This is a genomic window from Bradyrhizobium sp., from assembly GCF_049512235.1.
Taxonomy (GTDB): Bacteria; Pseudomonadota; Alphaproteobacteria; order Rhizobiales; family Xanthobacteraceae; genus Bradyrhizobium.
Window position 1 is genome coordinate 1 of sequence record NZ_JBEKXH010000162.1, and the last position, 19,558, is coordinate 19,558.

The window sequence follows — 19,558 nt, forward strand, 5'->3', positions numbered from 1 at the left end:
ACCTTATCCGATGACCATGGAATGATCTCGCGGTCGAAGCGGCCGCCGAGCTCGCTCCTGGTGTCGGTGGCGTTGCGCGAGGCGTAGGCGAGACCGAAGCCGCCGCCGGTGAGATCGCTCTCGGCATAAGCGGGCGTGCGGAACGACTGCAATTGCGCCGCCGCGTAAGGCGACACGCCGCCAAAGGCCGTCGCCAAGCGATAGCCGCCCTCGATGCGGCCGCCATAGCTCTGCGCGGCGAATTGCGCGGTCAGATGATCGCCGACCACCGTGCGATCGGTCGAGATCCAGTGATCGGCCGCCGCCAGCGAGCCGGTCAGATAGACCGGGCCGAGATAGGTCTTGCCGTAGATTCCGGCCATGAAGGCATCGCCGAGGCCGCTTCCGAGCCCCTGCGACAGGGTCCAGCTGGTGCTGCCGCCGGCCAGCGCGAAGCCGAGCCGGGTGTTGGGCGTAACGCGATAATCGGCGCCGGCCGCGACGCCGGCGGCGGCGGCTGAGAGATCATGGCTGCCGGTGACGGGATTGCCATCGGTCCCGTTGCCGCCGCCGAAGGCCGAGCCCCACACGTTCCAGCGCTGATCGAACACGGGCTGTCCCGGTGGCGCCTTCATTGCCTTGGCATAGGCCAGCGCGAGATCGGGCGGCAGCGACGAACGTTCGGGCGCGAATGGCAGCGCGCCGCCGCCCCCGATGCCTCCGCCGCCATTGATCAAGGGATCGCTGATCAGGCCGAGGAACCCGCCCATCAGCTGGAACGCGCTCTGCTGCGCGCCCGTCGGCGCCTCGCCGGACAGCTGCGACAGCGCATTGCCGAGACTGGTCCCTGTCAGGCTGAACAGCGACGCGAAACCGGCCGGCAGCGCGCCGCCGGCGTTGAAGAAATTGTTGATGGCGCCGGCCGCGTTCTGCTGGTTGCGATTCAGTCCATTGCTGGCGCCGAGCTGCGCCGAGGTCAGGTTGAGGAACACGTCGGTCGGGCTGTAGCTCAGGCTGAAGCCCAGGTCGGGAAAATTGCTGCTGACGCCGGCAAAGGTGGTGCCGCCGAGTCCGCCGCCGGCATGCAGGATATCGAAGCTGCCCTTGGTGAGAGTGCCCGAATAGGTCGCCTGCACACTGCCGCCGGTCAGCGTCGCCGTCCCGCTCACCGCGAGCTTGTCGCTCTGGCCGGTGCTGCCGTTGATGTTGACCTGGTAAAACGAGCCGGAGGCAAAGCTCGCATTGCCGGTCACGTTCAGCGTCGTGAATGGGCTTGCCGCGCCCGGCGCAATAGCACCGCCGGAGAGCACCGTGACATCGCCGATCAGCGTGCCCTGCCCCGCCAGCGCGCCGCCGGCATTCACCGTCACCGGGCTGGTCAGCGCCGCACCGGGATGGCTGGCATCGCCGACCACCAGCGTGCCGCTGTCGACCGTTGTCGTTCCGATGGTTGAGACGCCGTTCAGCGCCCATAGCCCCGAGGCCTGCACATCCAGCGTGCTGAAGTTGCGGAAAGTGTTGTTGGCACTCCCCGTGCCCTGCAGCACCAGCGCGTTGGACGCTCCCCCCACCGTGCTGCCGACAGCATCGCCGTTCAGCACCGAACCGGTCTGCAGGATCAGCGTGTTGCTGCCGGGCCCTGCGAAATGCACCGACGTGCCGCCCGTTCCGGCAATGGTGCCGGCGTTGGTCACCGTGCCACCATTCATGATGTAGACGCCGTATCTACCGCTGATCGTTCCCCCGGTCTGGTTGACGACGCTGCCACCGTCATCGAGGGCGACGGCGCCGTGGTTATTGGTGCGGCTGATTGCCCCGGCGTTGGTGACCGTGCCGGAACCGGCAGCGACCAAAATCCCGTAGATGGTGGCGCCGGCCTGGTTTTTGACACTTCCGCCCGAGAAGAGACCAACGCCGCCGGTAATCGTCCCCGCGTTGGTGACGTTGCCGCTACCGTGATAGATTCCAATCCCGAAGCCATTGCTGACGATCCGGCCGCCGGCTTGGTTGGAGACGCTGCCACCCGCACCGAGAACGACGCCACCAAAGTTGGTTCCGGTGATCGTCCCGGCGTTGGTAACGCTGCTCTGGGACCCCAGATAGATACCCCGCCGGTAGCCCGTGATCTGACCGCCGCCCTGCACCGTGACATTCCAGGGGCTGCCGGTACCACCAACGACGGGATCGACATTATGCGTCGCGCTGGTGTCGATATTGGTCGCGCGCCCAAAGGTGATCGGGTTGCTGGCGGCCTGGATATTGTAGGTGGTGGTCTGAACCGGATTGACCGCGGCCTGCGCGTGCGCCTCGCCCGATAGCGCGACGCCGAGCGCCAGCGCCGCCGACGTGATCGGAATGCGCAGGGCGGACGTGCTCGCCAGCCACCGCCGCCGGAGGTTAAACGGCGTCGCCGCAGGCGGCGTGGAAGAGCCGATCACATCGGACGGGGAAACCTGGGATGGCAAGCCGCAAAGGGTCATTTTCGTTAAAATTCAGAAAGCACCATAGGGTGCAGAAGCACCCTGTATCTACATCAGGGTACCGCGCCTGAGCTATCGCAGACCGCGCGACTCGGCGGCTTTTCTGCCTAGGCGCGCGCAATTTCGGGGAATGTGATGCCTCCGCCACACTCATCCTGGAGGTTCCGCGATGAGACTTATGACGCGCGACACGCCGATATTGATAAAGCCACAATTTCAGACAGCGCCGCTGCCTACCACAATCGTGCGACACCATAGGCGTCGAAGGGTTGCTCATTGGAAACGAGTGCGAGATTTTCCAGCATCGCCTGGGCGATCAGCATTCGGTCGAACGGGTCGCGGTGAGGGCCCGGCAAAGTGCCCGCCACTCGTCCATGCCGAAGGTTTATCGGCAGCCCGATGAAGCCCTGATCGGCGATCACTCGTTCGAGGTCGGGGATAACGGCGGCAATGCCGGGCAATTTACCTATGCGATGCTTCGTCGCTATTTCCCAGGTTGACGCGGCGCTGATGAAAATGCCGTTGTCCTCGTCTGCTATTGCAGTTCGCGCAGCATCAGAGAGTGCGTCGTCGCCAGAAAGCCACCAAAGCAGGGCGTGGGTATCGAGCAGCAGCTGCATGCTGCTATTCCCACGCTGCCAGCTCCTGCTCCGACAAAGGTTCGGAAAATTCCGGTCCGATGCTGATGATGCCGCGCAAGGCCCCGAACCGGCGCTTGGGCTGCCGCGGTTGGAAAGGCACGAGTTTGGCGATCGGCTCCTTGCCGCGCGCCAGGATAATCTCCTCACCCGCTTCGACACGCGCCAGAAGTTGAGACAGGGTCGTCTTTGCGGTGTGAATCGTAACGGTTTCCATTGCGCCTCTCCTAGCTAAGCTAAGAAATATTAGCTAACTCCCACGGATTTGTCTACCGGCATTCATGGCGTGCCGATGCTACAGATCTTCCCGAGACCGGTAAGGCAGATCGGCATTGCCGGCCTCCAATTCCATAGCCCGATCAGTTTGGTCACCTATCGCCACACCGGCGACCATCGGCTCTTGCGTCGTAGAAAAATCGGTTGCCCTGGCGGGCGGCTTGATGACGCAAATCCGTCCGCTGCCGCGATTGACAATAAGTATTATGTAATCCCAAACCATGGGCCATGACGCCACGGGCTCAAGCTTTGACCGGAACGGCCACCTGCCCCTGCGGCAGCGGATTGCGCGCCGATCGATGCTGCGCGCTCGACTGGACGCAGCCGCCGGCCGAGCCGCAGGCCGTTGTCGACTTCGATCGCGCGCTCGCCGCCGCCAAGGCCGGCAACATGGCGGAAGCCGAACGCCTGGTCATGACCGTGCTGGAGCAGTTTCCCCGGCACATCGGCGCGCTCGACCTGCTCTACCAGATCCGCCGCGCCGAGCAGCGGATGCCGGCCGCCGAAGCCCTGCTGGCGCGGATCGTGCGGCTCGACCCCAACAACATCCTGGCCACGCAGACGCTGGCATCGCTGCAGTTCGCGCGCGGCGCGCTGGCCGAGGCCGAGCACCATGCCCGCAATGCGGTGCGCCTTGCGCCCGCCGATCCGGCCTCGCACAACCTGATGGGCATGATCCTGACCGAGGCCAACCGGCCTCAGATCGGGGAATATCACTACCGCCGGGTGCTGGAGCTGAGCCGCGGCCGCGACCCGATCCTGCTGGCCAATCTCGCCTGGAACCTGAAGAACCAGGGCCGGATCGAGGAGGCGCGCGGGCTCTATGAGGAATCGGTGCGGCTCGCGCCCGATATCTACCAGACCCTCTATGGCTGGGCGCGCATGGAGGAGACCGACCGCAATTTCGACCGTGCCGGCGAGCTGCTCGACGCGGCCGAGCGCGCAGCGCCCGGCAATCCGACCACGCAGCTCGCGCGCGCCATCCTTCACGGCCGCCGCAAGGACTATGACAAGGCGGTGGCAATCCTCGACGACATCGCACGCCGGCGCGACGATGGCGGCCTCACGCCGGCCGAATGGAGCGAGAAGGGCCAGCTGCTCGACAGGATGGGCCGCTTCGACGAAGCGTTCGCAGCCTTCGGCGAGAGCAAGCGCGGCTTGCGCGAATTGACCGGCCAGGCCTATCTCGCCAGCGAGGCGCAAGCGCTGGTGGCGCGCCTGCGCGGATTCTTCACCGCGCCGCGGCTACAGATCCTGCCGCGCGCGGCAACGCGCAGCGACGCAGCCCAGCCGATCTTCATCGTCGGCTTCCCGCGATCCGGCACCACCATGGTCGAGCAGACCCTGACCACGCATCCGAAGATCGCGGCCGGCGACGAATTGCCTGTCATCAACGAATTGACCGGGCTGATCCCGCGCATGCTGGGCAGCCCGCTCGCCTATCCCGAAGCGCTGGCCGATCTCTGGCTCGGCGACCAGGTCGAGGGGCTCGACAATCTACGCGACTATTACCTGCAGCGCGCGCGCCAGCTCGGCGTGCTGCGCAAGGGCGCGCAATGGTTCACCGACAAGATGCCGCTGAACGAGACCCATCTCGGCCTGATCGGGCTGATGTTTCCGAAGGCGCCAATCATCCATTTGGTGCGCCATCCGCTCGACGTCGTGCTCTCGGTCTATTCCAACCATCTGACCCACGGCTTCTACTGCGCCTACGACCTCGAAAGCATCGCCCGGCATTACGTGCTGGTCATGAACCTGGTCGAGCATTATCTCGGCCAGATGCGGCTCCGCTATCTGCCGGTGCGCTACGAGGACATCATCGCCGACCAGGAAAGCCAGGTCCGCAAGCTGTTCAACTTCGTCGGCGTGCCGTTCGACCGCCGCAGCCTGAATTTCCACGAGAACCGGCGCTATGCGCGCACCGCGAGCTATGCCCAGGTGACCGAGAAGCTGTACGACCGCTCCCGCTTTCGCTACCGGCCCTACGCCAAGCACCTGGCGCCGGTCATCCCGATCCTGGCGCCGGTGATGCTGCGGCTAGGCTACGGCATCGAATAGTTGAGCGATCACCGGCTCGATCTCGCGGCAGCGGCGGGGAGACCCCTCGCCCCGCTTGCGGGTACCTTCGGCTGGATGCGGAGGCGCCGAAGGAGGGCGACCACAAGGGTCGCCCCCATATGCGCTAGCTTAAGCGCGCCAGTCAGGTGGCCCCCAACTCTCTCACTCCCTCTCCCCGCTTCTTTAGCGCGGGAGAGGGTGGGGTGAGGGGACCACTCGGGCCGGTCCCGATGCGGCGCCCCCCTCACCCCAACCCACTCCCGCCCCCGCGAAAGCTACGCTTTCGCTTGGGGGGAGAGGGAGCCGACCGTCTACGCGGCCAGCGTCCGGCACACGAGTTCTTAAGCTAGCGCGTATGGGAACGCCCCTCGTGGGCGCCCTGTTCGTCCGTCATGGCCAGATCGCGTTCAGGAGTTCGGCCAGCCTCGCCCCGCCTTTGGCCAGTTGCCTGCGTTTGATCGCGTCCATCGCTTGCAGGTAGCCGGCATGATCGGCGAACGCGACCGACCATTTGTTGGCCGGCAGGGTTGCGATCAGCCTGAACGTCAGGCCCTCGAAAGCCCGGTGCGAGACCAGGATGCTGTCCGAGGCCCAGGCTGCCGGCCAATCGCTGATACTGCCCTGGCTCGCCGGCAATGACCTCGCAGCCGCCAGCAACTCGGTGGTCGCGGCTTCGCCGATATCTGTCGGGATATCGTCCCATTCGTGGTGCAGGCTCAGGTTTTCATCCTGGATGGCGTTGCCGCCGATCGTATCGGTCGCGGGATCGATGCCGTGAGCGGTGTCAGGATCGACGGGCCTGCCGTTGGCATCGAGATAGACCGCGCCGACGTGCAGCGGCTGATGCAGGTCGCCGATGAAATGGGCGATCAGCAACAGCGCCTCCTTCTTGTCCCTGATCGAGAACGGAAAGGGTGGGGGCACCGGCTTGTCGGTCAATACCGCGACCGCAGCGCCGATCGCCGCGACCAGATCGTGATCGCTCCCGCCCAGGTAACTGCGGTCGAAGCGGGTTCGTTGCACCGCGATGTCGTCGAAATGGAAGGTGTTGTGGCAGCCGCGCTCGTGCCCGTCAGGAGCATAGGAGCAGGTGGACCAGTTTCGTTGCGCGTAGTCCACGATCCGCGCCCGCTCCTCCCGGGAATTGAAGGGCGTACACGGCACTTCGTATTCGAGGTGATCGGGGTCCACCTCATAGTGAAAGCTGCCATCGTCATAGCGCACCACGCTCTTGACGCAGTCGGCCCACGGGCCCGCAACGCGCAGATCGAATCCCTCTCCGAGGATTTGCCCGACCTGTTGCCGGGCATTCGAATTCAATAATTTGTCAGCGATGGAGCCTACGACTTCGTGGCCCTGATAACCCCAGGCCGGGGCATCGGTTGGACAAAGCAGATAGATCAGACAATCGAGCGCCAGGACCACTTTCAACATCGGACCGTCCCGCCTCTTTGGATCGTTGGCTGCGCCAAAGGCGGCTCGATCTGCCGATCATCCCCGGCGGCCTTTGGCTGCGGATCCACCGCGGTCGGCAGCGACAATCTGTCGGTCGGGAAGGCCTGTTTCCCCGGCCAGACCAAATGGGTGGCGTAGGCTTTTTCGAGGCGGGCGTCGCCGGTCTGGGTGAAGCGCAGCCGATGCTTGGGTCCGCCGCCCCAGCGATTGTAGATCGTGAACGAGGGCTTGAGATTGAGGTCGTGAGCGTGAAACCGCAGAATCCGCAGCAGCGTCGACAAGCGGCTGAGGTTGCAGTGTATCATTCGCTCGAGATAGGGAACGCGGCCCAAGCGCCAGTCCTCGAAATGCTCGCGCTTGAGCAGTTGCATTTCGACGAGCACGTCGACGGGCCGCACGACCTTGTCCTTGCGGAGCAATGTCGCGACCGCCCGGCTGATCCTTGGATACAGCGCGTGGCCGCGAAAGGTAGTGACGGTCACGGATTCTCCCATCTGTCCCCCTGCCTGGATCGCGCGTGCCCATCTTGTGCTCAATCTCGCGTTCTCGACAAGTCGCCGCAGCGGCGGGGGTGGCGTTTCCTGTGCGAATCGCCGTCCATCGCTTCCATGGCGACGAGATAAGGGATTGAACCGAGCGCCTTGCTGGGGCAGATTTCGAGGCGTGATGGAGCCCACGCAGTTCGACCTGTTCGCGGATCTTCCGCCTGCCCCGCGCCACGAAAGTTCCACGGCGACGGTGCGAGTTGTCGCGGAGGAGCTTTCGGACGCGGCGTTGATTGCCGTTCTGCCCGATGCGTCGCTCGGCGACGCCTGCGCGCTCGCCGCGGAGGCGGGACGGCGTCGGCTTGGCGATGCGGTGGCAGCGCTGGCCGCGCTCTGCCGGCGATTCGTTGGCTTTGGCCTCGACCGCCGCGTTCCCGAGCAAATCGCGGCGCTAAAGGCCCTTAGCGCCATTGGCGGGCCGGAAGCGGCGCGAGCGGTGCATCACATCATCGTCAAGCACATCGTGCAGGGCCCGAACCTCGCGGCCGCGGTTATCGCAGCTGCCGGTCTCGGCGCAAAACTCACCCCTGACGTCGCGCTGCCGCTGCTTCGACACGCCGACCCCTCGGTGCGCGCGGCAGCTTGCGGTTGCGTCCGCGCGGGCGGCGAAGTCGTGCCGGCGCTGATCGCGTTGCTGACCGAATGCGATGACGAGATCGCAACCGCCGCCGCCTGCGCCCTGGGGAGAATGGGACGCGCGGAGGCGCGCGATCCCCTGAAGCGCTGCTTGCTCGCAAAGCCTTCGGCGCGCGTGATCGAAGCTTTGGCCGGGGTCGCGGACGAGGAGGCCATCGTCTTCCTCGCCCGGCTCGGCCGAAAGCGGCCCGATCTGGCCAATTCCGTTCTCTCGGCGCTCGAAGAGATAGACAGCCCAGCGGCGACCGTCGCCGCGTCGGCCCTCGCATCCTGGCTCTCGCGATCCGATCGCGGCTGACGCCGCGATCGGGGATATCCGCACCGCCATGGGCCACGGCATCCGCGCGACCCCGGCTGATGAACTTTTTCGATCGCATTGCAACAAATTGGAGTGACCACCGTTATCCTCGCCGCATACCGCGGGTAAAGTCAGGGGGGCTTCGTGCCGGTCAAATCGATCGAAGAGGGTCTGCCGTATCCTTTGGGGGCGCACTGGGATGGCAAAGGCACCAATTTCGCGTTGTTCTCGGCCAATGCCACCAAGGTCGAAGTCTGCCTGTTCGACGCAGCGGGAGAGCGCGAGCTCAGCCGCATCGAGCTGCCCGAATATACCGACCAGATTTTTCACGGCTACCTGCCGGACATAGGCCCCGGCACCTTTTACGGCTATCGTGTTCATGGGCCCTATCATCCCGCGGACGGGCATCGCTTCAACCCGAACAAATTGCTGCTCGATCCCTACGCGCGGGCGCACGTCGGTTCGCTGAATTGGAATCCCGCCGTGTTCGGTTACAAGATGGAAAGCGGCGACGACCTCACATTCGACGAGCGTGACAGCGCGCCCTTCATGCCCAAATGCGTCATTGTCGACCCCGGCTTCGACTGGCAGGGAGAGCCCGGCCGGCACGATATCCCCTGGGACCAGACGATCATTTATGAGGTGCATGTCAAGGGCCTTACGAAAAAGCATCCGGGCGTCCCGGAAGGACTGCACGGCACCTATGCCGGTTTCGGCAGCCGGCCGATGGTGGACTATCTGACCGCGCTCGGCGTCACGTCGATCGAACTGTTGCCGATCCACACCTTCATCAACGACAACAATCTCCTGGAAAAGAAGCTGACCAATTACTGGGGATACAACACCATCGGGTTCTTTGCGCCCGACCCGCGCTATGCTTCCGATGTCGCCAACAGCCTGCGCGAGTTCAAGGAGATGGTCGCAAGCCTGCACGCCGGCAGCCTCGAGGTCATCCTCGACGTGGTCTATAATCACACCGCCGAGGGCAACGAATTGGGCCCGACGCTGTCGTTCAAGGGCATCGACAATGCCAGCTATTACCGGCTGGCGCCGGACAAGCGCTATTACATCAACGATACCGGCACCGGCAATACCGTCAATCTGTCGCATCCGAAGGCGATCCAGATGGTCACCGATAGCCTGCGCTACTGGTCCGACCACATGCATATCGATGGTTTCCGCTTCGATCTCGGGACCATCCTGGCGCGCGAAGTCACCGGGTTTGACGAACAGAGCGGCTTCCTGAAGGCGGTCGATCAGGATCCCCTGCTCGCCCAGGTCAAGCTGATTGCCGAGCCGTGGGACGTCGGACCAGGCGGCTACCAGGTCGGCGGATTTCCGCCGGGCTGGGCGGAGTGGAACGACAGATTCCGCGACACGGTGCGGGATTTCTGGCGCGCCGAAGCCGACGCCGCGCAACTGGCGCCGCGGATCACCGCGTCGGAAGATCTGTTCAACCATGATGGCCGCCGCGCCTGGGCCAGCATCAATTTCATCACCGCGCATGATGGCTTCACCCTCAACGACTGGGCGAGCTACAACGACAAGCACAATGAAGCCAATGGCGAGAACAACAGGGATGGCAGTTCCGATAATCACTCCTGGAATTGCGGGGTCGAAGGTCCAACCGACGACAAGGCCATCCTCGACTTGAGAAATCGCCAAAGACGAAACATGCTGGCCACGCTGCTATTGTCCCAGGGCACGCCGATGATGCTTGGCGGTGACGAATTCGGTCGTACCCAGCATGGCAACAACAACGCCTATTGCCAGGACAGCGACATCTCCTGGTTCGACTGGAATCTTGGCACGGATGCCAACGATCTCATCGCCTTCACCAAGCGCCTGATCCAGCTGCGCAAGGCCTACCCGACGCTACGCCGCAGCCGATTCCTGACCGGGCAACTTGACGAGACGCTCGGTATCCGCGACGTGACCTGGATCAACGCCAACGGCAACGAGATGCAGGACAGCGAATGGAAGGATGCGTCGATGCAATGTTTCGGCATGCTGCTCGACGGCCGCGCCCAGAAGACCGGCATCAAGCGGCGCGGCGCCGACCAAACGGTACTCATCGTCATGAACAGCTATGAGGGGCTGGTCGACTTCACCTTGCCCAAAAGCGACGCCGGTTCTTCCTGGTCGTTGCTGGTCGACACCAATATTCCCGACCTTACTTCGGAGGCGCCATTCAAGTTCGGCAGCCAGTATCTGGTGACCGGCCGGTCGCTGCTGCTGTTTGCGGTGAATGCGGCGTAGGAAACATAGCAACCCGTCCGCCTCATTTGCAGCTGAAGCTTGCCGCGTCCTCGATATTTCCGGATCCGGAATAACTGGCATAGGACGGATAGGGACAAAGCGGACGGCTTCGACCCGGCCAGGGCACGCCTGGAATGTTGCGGGCTTTTGCAATCAGGCTTGCCGGCGCCTGGCCTTTTTCCACCCAATCATCGAGGGCGGTGAGGGCATCGAACAGGTCGGTCGCTGGACCGCCCGCGCAATGATTCATTCCCGGCACCAGGTACAACCGCGTGAAATCGAAGGCGGTGCCGTAACGTTTCGCCAGCGCATCGACGTAGGCAATGGTGTCGTTGGCGGAAAAGATCGGGTCGGCCATGCCTTGGTAAAATATCATCTTGCCGCCATGTGCCCTGAATGCATCGACGTCCGTTGAGTCAGCGGCTTCGGTCGAGCCGCCGGATTCGAGAAACGGAGGCGACACTGCCTCCACCGCCTTGAGGCCGCTGTCGATATCGTAGGACAGCGTATAGTCATAAAGGTCGGTGACCTGCTGCGGCGGCGACGAGAAGTAATAAGCGACCGAACCCGGTACCAGCGTCACATTGCGCGCGTCCGGCGGCACCTTGCCCGGCGATCCGATCTTCCAGGCCGACCAGCCCGGGCTGGCAATGCCGGGATCCCAGGGCCAGTCCGAATACAATTTTTCTCCATTCGAAAGGTGCGCGCCTTTGAAGACTCGATCGATCGCCTTGGCTTTTTCCGGCGTCAGGCACCCCTCGGCACGGCCGGCGGAACATTGCAGCGCGAGCGGATCGAACTTGCAGGCTCTGACGTTATTGACCAGACCATCGGCGAGCCCATCGGCAGCATCGCAATTCGCGGCGATCCCGTCCGATATGAGTTTGAGGTCGTCTTTGCTCAAAGCCGCGCCCAGGTCCGGCTTGCCGTCGGGCCCCTTGGGGGCGATCGATGCCAAAACCTGTACCTCCGCCATCGCCTCGATGGCCGCGCGTGGCACGCGATAGGCCGGGGCACCGGCCACGACGCCATCGAACAGCAATGGGTAGCGCTGCGTTGCTGCCATGCCTTGCCGGCCGCCATTGGAGCAGCCGACAAAATATTTTCGCGACGGTGTCCGGCCATACAACGCCCCGGTCAGCTCCTCAGCCTCGGCGGTAACAACCGGAATATGATGATATCCCTTGTCGATGCGCGCCTGCGGATCAAGCCCGAACAGATAGGGACCGATCGGTCCCGGTTCGTCGCGGTGGCCGGCATCGGTTGATGCAATGGCATAGCCCTTGGCCAAGGCCGATGTTTCTCCCGTCGCCTGCACGCCGATCGCAGGTCGCAGCACTCCATCCGAACCGCCACCGCCCTGAAACACGAACTTTCCGTTCCAGTTCGAGGGCAGGCGCAACTCATAGCCGATGGCATAGTTCTTCCTATCGATTCCGACGTGCGGCGCCAGCGCACCCTGGATCACGCAATGATCGGGCGCGTTGAGGCTGACCGGGGGCGGACCCGGGAAGTTCAATTGGCCGGCCGCGACGAAGGTCGCGCTGGCAATGGCCGGTGCGCTACCTGCATGTGCCATGGCCTCGCATTTCTGCGCAAAGGTCTGTGCCGATACAGGTCCGCACGTCGCTGTAAGGCCGAACAGGACCGCGGCGCATTTGGCGGCTGCTCGCATGGCTGATGGCCTCCCGCATGTTATGGTCTTGTTTAGTTCGGCGGCGGTCATTTGGCCATAGCCCGGAGGCGATGGCCTGCTTTGAAGGCTTGCCGACCACGCGGAAATCGGCCACATTTTTCCGGGGGGCCTGAAGCGAACCGAGGATGGACGGTTGACGACTGGCAACCCAGCAAACGGGCTCGGATCAGCGCCGCAACAGGGTGCGCCAGGTGCCATGCGGAATGCCCTGTGGCGACAGGACCCGGTCAAGGCGGTGCACCCCCTCACCCACCACGAAATCCTGCGCCTGATCGAACCCTTGACGCGGCGTGGCCGCCAGGTCGACCTCGCCGCAACCAATCGCCTTGAACGCAGCATCGTGTTCAAGCCGAAGCTGATTGCGGCCGAGGCCGGCATCGGCGCGTACGAAATTCTCAGGCTCGAGAACCCGCGTGCCGACAACTTCCGCCTGATCCGCACGCTCACCCTGCCTGGCGCTGCGGAGGCGAGGCTTTCGAGCGAGGGCTCGCATCCCGGCGAACTGCTGGCGCGCATCGAGGCCATTGCGCCGCAGCGCCAGTTTCAGCTGGTCGCCGGTTGCCTGATTGCACGCAACTATCGCCTTGAGCCCGGCCGCGACGGCCGGGCGATGCTTCTGGTGCTGAATTCGGCCGAAGCGCGGCTCGAAGGGGTGCTGCGGCGCCGCGGCGCCGGATGGACCGGTTCGCTGCGGCTGCCGCGCAGCGAGCCCGCGCGCAGCCGGCGCATCGAGCGCGAACTGGAGCGGGCTGTCGCCCACCTGGCGCAAACTCTGGCAGAGCCGCCGCGCCGCTTTCATGAAAGGCTGGTCGGAGCGCGCTGGGGCGTGGTTTTTCGGCGAACGATCCCGGTGCTATCGTGCCTTGGCTTGATTGCCGCGACCGCGGCCCTGACGCTCGTCGATATCCCGCAGGATTCGATGCTACTGATGATGATCTTCAACTTTCCTCCGCTGCTGATGCTGATGCTGTTCGGCATGCGCGAGCTGCCGCGGTTCGAAATTCCGCCGCTGCCGCGGCCTTCCACCGCGGCGTCGTGGCTGCCGTCCACGGTCGCGGGCGCCGCGGCGACGCCGGACCCGCAGCCGAGCTGAAGCGGAGCCTGATGTCCGGCAATCCCATGAATATCCCGCCGGTCTCGATCGCTGCCGCGAAGGCTGCGCTGATCGAACAATATGCCGATCCGGTGCTGCGGCGCCGCGCCTCGATGCTGTGGGGAACGCGCGGCGTCGGCAAGTCCTCGATCGTCCGGCAGGTCGCGACGCATTTCAAAATCCCGCTGATCGATCTGCGACTGACCACGATCGAGCCGGTCGACATCCGTGGCGCGATCTATGCCGACGATACGCTGGCGAAAACCGTCTGGTTCCCGCCTGAATTCCTGCCGCCGCCGGATCAGCACGACGGCATCCTTTTCCTCGACGAACTGACCGCTGCCGATCAGCGGCTGCAGATCTCGGCCTATTCGCTGATCCTCGACCGCAAGGTCGGCAACTACCGCCTGCCCGACGGCTGGCAGGTGATCGCCGCCGGCAACGCCAGTTTCCACGGCGCGGTCAGCCACGACATGGGCACGGCGCTGGCCGACCGCATGTTCCACTTCAATGTGCAGACCGTGATCGGCGCCTTTCTCGACCATGCCGCCGAAATGAATTTCGCGCCCGAAGTAATGGCCTATCTCAAGGTCCGCCCCGACCGGCTTGACGACACCCAGGCGCAGCTTTCCGGCGACCATCTGATCGGCGCCAGCCCGCGCGGCTGGGAGGACATTTCCAACGTATTGAACTCGGGCCTGTCCGCCACAGCCAAACGCGTGTTCGTGCAGGGCCGCATCGGCGCCGCCAATGCCGCCGAGTTCTTTGGCGTGCTGCGCGAGATCCAGGCCGGCGCCGACGTGGTGCGATTGCTGGCCGCACGGCCCGGCGCGGAGACCGCCGCGCTGCTGCCAAAATCGCTCGACGCGCTTTATGGCATGATCTACGGGCTGCTGGCCGCGAGCGTCGATGACACGACGCTCTCGCGCGCACTGGAAATCATCGAGCAGCTGCCGGACATCAAGGGCTCCACGCCCTTGCCGATCCGCGAAGCCCAGACGCTCTCGATGGAGCTGTTGATGCAGCGCGCGCTATCGACCGGACTTGAGGGAGCCATCCTCGACAGCCCTTCCTACCAACGCTATGCCGAGCGCCGGCAGAGGGACGGCGGCGATGCCTGAGGCCCGCGCGCAACACGAACACCGCGGCGTGGCTGCGATCCAGCGCATGGTAGAATTCGCGCCCTCGACCGGCGGTCTCGCGCTTTGGGTGCGACACCACGACCTTGCCGGCGGCGACGCACCCGTAGTGATGACCGATGGCAACACCGTGTTTTATGGGGCCGCGTTCGAGCGCCTGCCGCTGTCCGAGCAGACCGGGCTGGTCGCGCATGAAGTGCTGCACATCGCGCTGCGTCACCCGCAGCGCGCGCTCGAGCTCGAGCGGCTGACCGGCGATGTCGACAGGCGTCTGTTCAACATCTGCGCCGACGCCATCGTCAACAGCACGATCAGCCATCTGAGCTGGCTCAGCCTGCCGGCATCGTCAGTGTTCCTCGAGCAGATGCTCGATCAGGTGCTCGGCATCAAGCAGGACGTCGAAACGGCGCTGCTCGAGTGGGATGTCGAGCGGCTTTATCGCAGCATCGACGACCGCCGGACCCGCGACCAGGATGGTCGGCAGCAAACCGGGAGCCAGGGCCAGTCCGGCGCCAAGGCCAGCGGCTCGCAAAGCACGGGGCGTGATTCCGGCGTCAGCCAGGATGCGTCGCGCCAACCCCGCGCGGCAGATGACGGGCCGCGTGCGGCCCGCGTGCGCCAGCTCGGCGCCCGCAGCGAGCCTGATCTCTTGCCATCCAGCGAGGACGCGCCGGAAGCCGATGCGGAAGCGGCGCGCGAATGGAGCGAGCGGATCCTGCGCGGTCACGCCGGCGACGGCGTCTTCTCGATGCTGCGCGCCTTGATCGCGGACCTGCCGCGGACCCGGACGCCGTGGCGGCAGGTGTTGCGGACGCGGCTGGCGCGCGGACTGTCGCGAAAACCCGACGTTTCGTGGTCGCGGCCGACACGATCCTACATCGCCAACCAGGGACGCGGCGGCCCGAACCGGCGGCTGCCCTTTGAACCCGGCTTCAGCCGCAACAAGACCGCGCCACGGCTTGCGGTGATCGTCGATGTCTCCGGATCGATCGATGATGATCTGGTGCGGCAATTCGCCAATGAGATCGCCGCCATCAGCCGGCGGCAGGAGGCCGGCATGGTTCTCCTGATCGGCGACGATCAGGTGCGCCGGATAGAGATCTTCAAGCCCGGCCGTTTCGACATCGGCGAGATCGATTTCGAAGGCGGCGGCGGCACAGACTTCACCCCGCTGCTGCAGGCCGCCGACCGCTACCGGCCGGACATCGCCGTGGTGCTGACCGACCTCGAAGGTCCGGCGCGCTTCCAGCCCAGCTGGCCGGTGATCTGGGCGGTGCCGGAAAGCCACAGCCACGCCGTGCCGCCATTCGGGCGGAAGCTGGTGCTGGGCTGAAAGCTTTTCCCCTCACCTCTACCGTCCGCTGAATCGCGGCTTCCGCCGCTCCAGGAATGCCGCGACGCCTTCCTTGTGATCTTCCGTCAAACTCGCCAGCGCGAACTGATCAATGTCCATATGGCTGGCGAGGTCGTCGAGCGCATGCGCGAGGCGGTTGACGGTGAGCTTTGTCATCGCGACCGACAGCGGCGGCTGCGCGGCGATCTTGGCGGCCAACGCCATCGCGGCATCGAAGGCTCCGCCGGGATCGGCCAGTTCTTCCACCAGGCCCCATTCATAGGCTTGCGCGGCAAAGATGCGCTGGTCGGCCAGGATCACGGCCTGCTTGGTGCGCGCGGGCCCGATCAGATGCAGCAGGCGCGGAATGCTTTGCCAGCTCATGTTCATCCCAAGCCCGATCTCGGGAACGCGCAGATGAGCGTCGCGCGCCATGACACGAAAATCCAGCGCCACCGCCAGCGCCACGCCGCCGCCGATGCAAAAGCCTTCGATGGCGCCGATGGTGATCTGCTCCATCTCCTGCCAGGCGCGGGTCAGCCGCGGGCCGAGTTTGAGATGCCGGCGTAGCGAGCCGAGATCCATGGTCCGGCGTGACCGGCCTTCGGGGTCTTTCAGATCGAACCCGGCGCTGAACGATTTGGGCCCGCCGGTGAGCACCACGACCGAGGTGTCGCTGTCGTCCTCAAAACGGCGCGCCGCATCGGTGAGTTGGCGCAGCGCCTCCGGCGATAGCGCGTTGATGCCATCGCCGCGGTCGAAGCGCACCACGGCGATGCGCCCCTCTGGCCCGAGGCCCTTTTCGATGCTCACGAAGTCCGCCACGGCCATGCTCCCTGCCCGTTATTTTTCGGCAGGATAGCGCACCAAGGCTCCGGCGACCAACGCCTCGACATCGACAGACCCTTGCGCTTATGCTGACGGGATGACCAGCGCGGACCACGATCATGGCGAGCACGACCATTCGGAATTGTCCGAGACCGAGCTGCGGGTGCGCGCGCTCGAGAGCATCCTCACCGAAAAGGGCTATGTCGATCCGGCCGCGCTCGATCTTCTGATCGAAACCTATGAGACCAGGGTCGGGCCGCGCAACGGCGCCCGCGTGGTGGCCCGCGCCTGGACCGACCCGGCCTACCGCGCCCGGCTCTTGAAAGACGCCACGCCCGCCATCGCCGAACTCGGCTATGCCGGACGCCAGGGCGAACACATCGTGGCGGTCGAGAACACCCCTTCCCTGCACAACATGGTCGTGTGCACGTTGTGCTCCTGTTACCCCTGGCCAGTGCTGGGGCTGCCGCCGGTATGGTACAAATCGGCACCCTATCGTTCCAAGGCGGTGAAGGATCCGCGCGGCGTGCTGCGCGATTTCGGTTTTGAACTGCCCGCGGCAACCGAGATCAGGGTTTGGGATTCGACCGCCGAAATTCGCTATCTGGTGCTGCCGTTGCGCCCCGGGGGCACCGAGGGCTGGAGCGAGCAGCGCGTGGCCGGCCTTGTCACCCGCGACAGCATGATCGGCACGGGATTGCCGAAAGCGCCGCACGAGGTCGCCTGATGGATGGCGCGCATGACATGGGCGGCGCGGCGTGGTCGGGTGCGGTCAAGCCGGAACCGGACGAGCCGATATTTCACGCCGAATGGGAGCGCCGCGCCTTCGCACTGACGCTGGCGATGGCGATGCCCGGCGGCTGGAACATCGACATGTCGCGCTTCGCCCGCGAGGATCGTCCGCCCGAGGACTATCTCGGCAAGAGTTACTACCAGATCTGGCTCGCGGGGCTTGAGCGGCTGATGCTGGAGCGCGGCCTGATCGCAGCAGACGAGATCAAGGCCGGAGCGCCGCTGCATCCGGCCAAGCCGGTTGAAAAAATCCTTAGACCCGAAGGCGTCGCCGCCATGCTGCACCGGGGCGGCCCGACCGAGCGCGACGCCGCGCGCCCTGCCGTTTTCACAGCGGGCGACCGCGTCCGCGCCAAGATGATCCATCCCTCCAGCCATACGCGCCTTCCACGCTATGTGCGCGGGCATATCGGCAGCGTCGAGCGCGTGCTGGGCTGTCATGTCTTTCCCGACAGCAACGCGACCGGCGCCGGCGAAAATCCGCAATGGCTGTACACGGTGACGTTCGAGGGCCGCGAGTTGTGGGGCGAGGCGTCCGATCCTGGTCTGAAGGTATCGGTCGATGCCTGGGAACCCTATCTGGAGCACCTCTGATGGGGCTCGATCCGCAGGCCGCGAAAGAGGCAAGGCACGCCTTGCCCGGCATTCCTGCCGACGCCGATGGGCCGGTGTTTCGCGAACCCTGGGAAGCGCAGGCCTTTGCGATGGCGCTGGCCTTGCATGGGCGCGGCCTGTTCAGCTGGAACGAGTGGGCTGACATGCTGGCCGACGAAATCAAGCGCGCGCAGGCAGCCGGAGATTCCGACAGCGGCGAGACTTATTACCGGCACTGGCTGGCAACCCTGGAAAGACTGGTTGCCGCCAAAGGCGTCGCCAGCGTCGAAATGCTCGACCGCTATCGCGACGCCTGGGACCACGCCGCCGACCGCACGCCACATGGTTCTCCCATTGTGCTGCAGCCGGAGGATTTTGCCGGTTAGCTCAGCGGATGCTGGAACGCGGCAGGCTTCGGCCAGCCGCGTGATGGGATGCGGGGTTCGAAGGATGGCGACCACAGGGTCGCCCCCATACGCGCTAGCTTAAGCGCGCCAGTCAGGTGGCCCCAACTCTCTCACTCCCTCTCCCCGCTTCTTTAGCGCGGGAGAGGGTGGGGTGAGGGGACCACTCGGGCGGTCCCGATGCGGCGCCCCCCTCACCCCAACCCTTACCCCAACCCTCTCCCGCCCCCGCGAAAGCTACGCTTTCGCTCGGGGGGAGAGGGAGCGCACCGTCTACGCGGCCAGCATCCGGGACACGAGTTCTTAAGCTAGCGCGTATGAGGGTTGCTACGGGATCGACACATGTAGGGTCGCCCCTTGTGGGCGCCCTCACGGGCGCGCCCTCATGCCTAGCGCAACTTTCTCACGTGCGCCGGCACGACGCGAGGTCGGTGTCGTTCGTGCTTCAAAAGTTGGATGTCGATCAGCCCAGGCGCACTGCGAAGCGTGCGAAGGCTACCGCGCCGAAGCCCATCGGGCGAAGGCGGGTGGTGCACGCGAGCCGCAGCTCGCCATGCCAAAAATATCGAAAACAACCCCATGCAAAGTATAATACCAACAATCGCAACTGGTCATGCCCGGGCTTGTGCAGGACAAACCCGAAGAAATTGGGGTCATAGGCGGTTCATCCCCGCGCACGCGGAGCACCTGTTTCACGTGAAACAAAACGGGAACGTCGCGCGTAGGCCGGCCACGAGCTTGTCGATGGCAGCCCGCGTGCTGTCGGCTTCGGCGTCCACGAGCGAGGCGATAACGGTGAAGGCAATGCCGCGGCCCAGCGGCGAGGCGGGGTTTCGACGATCTCCGGAGCAGCGGGGGAGGAATTCGAGTTCGTCGCCGCGGCGCTTGACGCGCAGCGAGACGACATTTGTCGTGATTGAGGGGGAAATGTGCAGCGCGGGCGAAGCGAATCTGTAGGGCGGATTGGAGCCGATCGGGTTCGCGCACCGCGCGACCCCATCGGCGTAATCCGCCGTCGCGGGAAAGACGGCGGATCGCGATCCGCCCTGCGGGAC

The 19,558-nt window shown here is 64.8% G+C and carries 17 protein-coding genes; 9 read left to right on the top strand and 8 right to left on the bottom strand.

The window, feature by feature from the left end; all coding sequences use genetic code 11:
* From ABSG20_RS16515 to ABSG20_RS16525, 3 genes are all read right to left on the bottom strand, one after another.
* Positions 1-2,417: autotransporter outer membrane beta-barrel domain-containing protein (locus ABSG20_RS16515; RefSeq protein WP_423865581.1), on the bottom strand; the 2,417-nt coding region annotated here is incomplete at its 3' end.
* Positions 2,418-2,692: 275 nt separating this feature from the next.
* Positions 2,693-3,079, bottom strand: coding sequence for a type II toxin-antitoxin system VapC family toxin (locus ABSG20_RS16520; RefSeq protein ID WP_423865582.1), 387 nt, complete (start codon positions 3,077-3,079; stop codon positions 2,693-2,695).
* Between the two features lie 4 nt (positions 3,080-3,083).
* Positions 3,084-3,314, bottom strand: coding sequence for a type II toxin-antitoxin system Phd/YefM family antitoxin (locus tag ABSG20_RS16525; protein WP_423865583.1), 231 nt, complete (start codon positions 3,312-3,314; stop codon positions 3,084-3,086).
* Positions 3,315-3,622: 308 nt separating this feature from the next.
* Here ABSG20_RS16525 and ABSG20_RS16530 point away from each other — a divergent pair, with 308 nt between their 5' ends.
* Positions 3,623-5,431 carry a sulfotransferase gene (locus tag ABSG20_RS16530; RefSeq protein WP_423865584.1) on the top strand — a complete coding sequence of 603 codons (1,809 nt, stop codon included), beginning with the start codon at positions 3,623-3,625 and terminating at the stop codon, positions 5,429-5,431.
* A 390-nt stretch (positions 5,432-5,821) separates the two neighbouring features.
* On the opposite strand, the gene ABSG20_RS16535 is transcribed toward ABSG20_RS16530, so the two are convergent.
* Positions 5,822-6,865: a S1/P1 nuclease gene (locus ABSG20_RS16535; protein WP_423865585.1), complete on the bottom strand. Its 1,044-nt coding sequence runs from the start codon at positions 6,863-6,865 to the stop codon at positions 5,822-5,824.
* Entirely contained in the window at positions 6,859-7,368 is a 510-nt protein-coding gene (locus ABSG20_RS16540; RefSeq protein ID WP_423865586.1) for a hypothetical protein, read from the bottom strand. The genes ABSG20_RS16535 and ABSG20_RS16540 overlap by 7 nt, the downstream gene beginning before the upstream one ends.
* Positions 7,369-7,552: 184 nt before the next feature.
* Here ABSG20_RS16540 and ABSG20_RS16545 point away from each other — a divergent pair, with 184 nt between their 5' ends.
* Both ABSG20_RS16545 and glgX read left to right on the top strand, forming a co-directional pair.
* A complete protein-coding gene (locus ABSG20_RS16545) occupies positions 7,553-8,365 on the top strand; it encodes a HEAT repeat domain-containing protein (protein WP_423865597.1) in 813 nt (270 codons plus the stop codon).
* A 144-nt stretch (positions 8,366-8,509) separates the two neighbouring features.
* Positions 8,510-10,624 (top strand): glycogen debranching protein GlgX, encoded by a 2,115-nt coding sequence (gene glgX / locus ABSG20_RS16550; protein WP_423865587.1) that lies wholly within the window; start codon positions 8,510-8,512, stop codon positions 10,622-10,624.
* Positions 10,625-10,646: 22 nt separating this feature from the next.
* Here the strand turns inward: glgX and ABSG20_RS16555 are convergent, their stop codons facing one another.
* Positions 10,647-12,203, bottom strand: a complete 1,557-nt coding sequence (locus ABSG20_RS16555) for a tannase/feruloyl esterase family alpha/beta hydrolase (protein WP_423865588.1) — start codon at positions 12,201-12,203, stop codon at positions 10,647-10,649.
* 313 nt (positions 12,204-12,516) lie between these two features.
* Here ABSG20_RS16555 and ABSG20_RS16560 point away from each other — a divergent pair, with 313 nt between their 5' ends.
* Genes ABSG20_RS16560 through ABSG20_RS16570 form a run of 3 tightly spaced genes read left to right on the top strand, consistent with a single transcriptional unit; the run spans position 12,517 to position 15,885 of the window.
* A complete protein-coding gene (locus ABSG20_RS16560; protein ID WP_423865589.1) occupies positions 12,517-13,413 on the top strand; it encodes a hypothetical protein in 897 nt (298 codons plus the stop codon).
* An 11-nt stretch (positions 13,414-13,424) separates the two neighbouring features.
* The gene (locus ABSG20_RS16565) at positions 13,425-14,534 is read left to right on the top strand and encodes an AAA family ATPase (protein ID WP_423865590.1); all 1,110 of its coding nucleotides are present in this window, start codon (positions 13,425-13,427) and stop codon (positions 14,532-14,534) included.
* On the top strand, positions 14,527-15,885 hold the full coding sequence (locus ABSG20_RS16570) for a vWA domain-containing protein (RefSeq protein ID WP_423865591.1): 1,359 nt from the start codon (positions 14,527-14,529) through the stop codon (positions 15,883-15,885). Before ABSG20_RS16565 ends, ABSG20_RS16570 begins: the two co-directional genes overlap by 8 nt.
* A gap of 18 nt (positions 15,886-15,903) precedes the next feature.
* Here ABSG20_RS16570 and ABSG20_RS16575 read toward each other — a convergent pair whose 3' ends face one another.
* The gene (locus ABSG20_RS16575) at positions 15,904-16,710 is read right to left on the bottom strand and encodes an enoyl-CoA hydratase/isomerase family protein (RefSeq protein ID WP_423865592.1); all 807 of its coding nucleotides are present in this window, start codon (positions 16,708-16,710) and stop codon (positions 15,904-15,906) included.
* A gap of 100 nt (positions 16,711-16,810) precedes the next feature.
* On the opposite strand from ABSG20_RS16575, the gene nthA reads away from it, so the two are divergent.
* Genes nthA through ABSG20_RS16590 form a run of 3 tightly spaced genes read left to right on the top strand, consistent with a single transcriptional unit; the run spans position 16,811 to position 18,485 of the window.
* The gene (gene nthA, locus ABSG20_RS16580; protein WP_423865593.1) at positions 16,811-17,440 is read left to right on the top strand and encodes a nitrile hydratase subunit alpha; all 630 of its coding nucleotides are present in this window, start codon (positions 16,811-16,813) and stop codon (positions 17,438-17,440) included.
* Entirely contained in the window at positions 17,440-18,099 is a 660-nt protein-coding gene (nthB, locus tag ABSG20_RS16585; RefSeq protein ID WP_423865594.1) for a nitrile hydratase subunit beta, read from the top strand. Before nthA ends, nthB begins: the two co-directional genes overlap by 1 nt.
* Positions 18,099-18,485, top strand: coding sequence for a nitrile hydratase accessory protein (locus ABSG20_RS16590; RefSeq protein ID WP_423865595.1), 387 nt, complete (start codon positions 18,099-18,101; stop codon positions 18,483-18,485). The genes nthB and ABSG20_RS16590 overlap by 1 nt, the downstream gene beginning before the upstream one ends.
* A gap of 710 nt (positions 18,486-19,195) precedes the next feature.
* Here the strand turns inward: ABSG20_RS16590 and ABSG20_RS16595 are convergent.
* On the bottom strand, positions 19,196-19,558 hold a 363-nt coding region (locus ABSG20_RS16595; RefSeq protein WP_423865596.1), incomplete at its 5' end, for a hypothetical protein.

Coding starts and splice junctions, on each gene's coding strand:
- ABSG20_RS16565 (WP_423865590.1), top strand. CDS start 13,425: ATGTCCGGCAATCCCATGAATATCCCGCCGGTCTCGATCGCTGCCGCG.
- nthB (WP_423865594.1), top strand. CDS start 17,440: ATGGATGGCGCGCATGACATGGGCGGCGCGGCGTGGTCGGGTGCGGTC.
- ABSG20_RS16535 (WP_423865585.1), bottom strand. CDS start 6,865: ATGTTGAAAGTGGTCCTGGCGCTCGATTGTCTGATCTATCTGCTTTGT.
- ABSG20_RS16545 (WP_423865597.1), top strand. CDS start 7,553: ATGGAGCCCACGCAGTTCGACCTGTTCGCGGATCTTCCGCCTGCCCCG.
- ABSG20_RS16570 (WP_423865591.1), top strand. CDS start 14,527: ATGCCTGAGGCCCGCGCGCAACACGAACACCGCGGCGTGGCTGCGATC.
- ABSG20_RS16560 (WP_423865589.1), top strand. CDS start 12,517: ATGCGGAATGCCCTGTGGCGACAGGACCCGGTCAAGGCGGTGCACCCC.
- ABSG20_RS16525 (WP_423865583.1), bottom strand. CDS start 3,314: ATGGAAACCGTTACGATTCACACCGCAAAGACGACCCTGTCTCAACTT.
- nthA (WP_423865593.1), top strand. CDS start 16,811: ATGACCAGCGCGGACCACGATCATGGCGAGCACGACCATTCGGAATTG.
- ABSG20_RS16590 (WP_423865595.1), top strand. CDS start 18,099: ATGGGGCTCGATCCGCAGGCCGCGAAAGAGGCAAGGCACGCCTTGCCC.
- ABSG20_RS16520 (WP_423865582.1), bottom strand. CDS start 3,079: ATGCAGCTGCTGCTCGATACCCACGCCCTGCTTTGGTGGCTTTCTGGC.
- ABSG20_RS16555 (WP_423865588.1), bottom strand. CDS start 12,203: ATGGCACATGCAGGTAGCGCACCGGCCATTGCCAGCGCGACCTTCGTC.